The 464-nt window shown below is 41.8% G+C and carries 1 protein-coding gene; it reads left to right on the top strand.

Annotated features, from left to right (window positions below; all coding sequences use genetic code 11):
• Window positions 1-464 (top strand): fimbrial protein (locus ACIPUA_RS07285; RefSeq protein ID WP_449059516.1); only part of this gene is annotated, 464 nt, incomplete at both ends.

Raw genomic sequence — 464 nt, 5'->3', positions numbered from 1 at the left:
CTATAGGCCTAAGTGTACCTGCAACTGCTGCTCAAAAGTTACTGGGATCTGAGGCTAAAGCTATAGATTACAATAATGTGGATGGGCAACACGGAATTTTGCGTGTGAAAGGTGCGTTAACAGATAGTCCCTGTCGATTACAGATGGAGAGTACTGATCAGACGATTAATTTAGGAATTGTTGGTCTTGGTGATTTGCCTAATATTGGGGCAGTAGGACGAGGTGCAACTTTACGTATTGGTTTAACGGATTGTTTGGCTGTACAAAATGCCCAATGGGATCGCCAAATAGGATTGTTGCCTTGGAGTGTTAATCAGCCAGGAGTTAATATTCGATTTACAGGAGCGGATACAGATTCTAGTGGCCGATATCTTCAATTACGTGGAGGCACAGGATTAGGTGTGGTGATAAAAGATATTCACGGTAACCCATTAAAATTAGGTAGTTTTACATCACCTCAGTTA

It is taken from the genome of Providencia sp. AGC89 (assembly GCF_053543535.1).
Note: the sequence above shows the minus strand (reverse complement) of the source record. Positions and strands in the feature narration are given on the sequence as shown.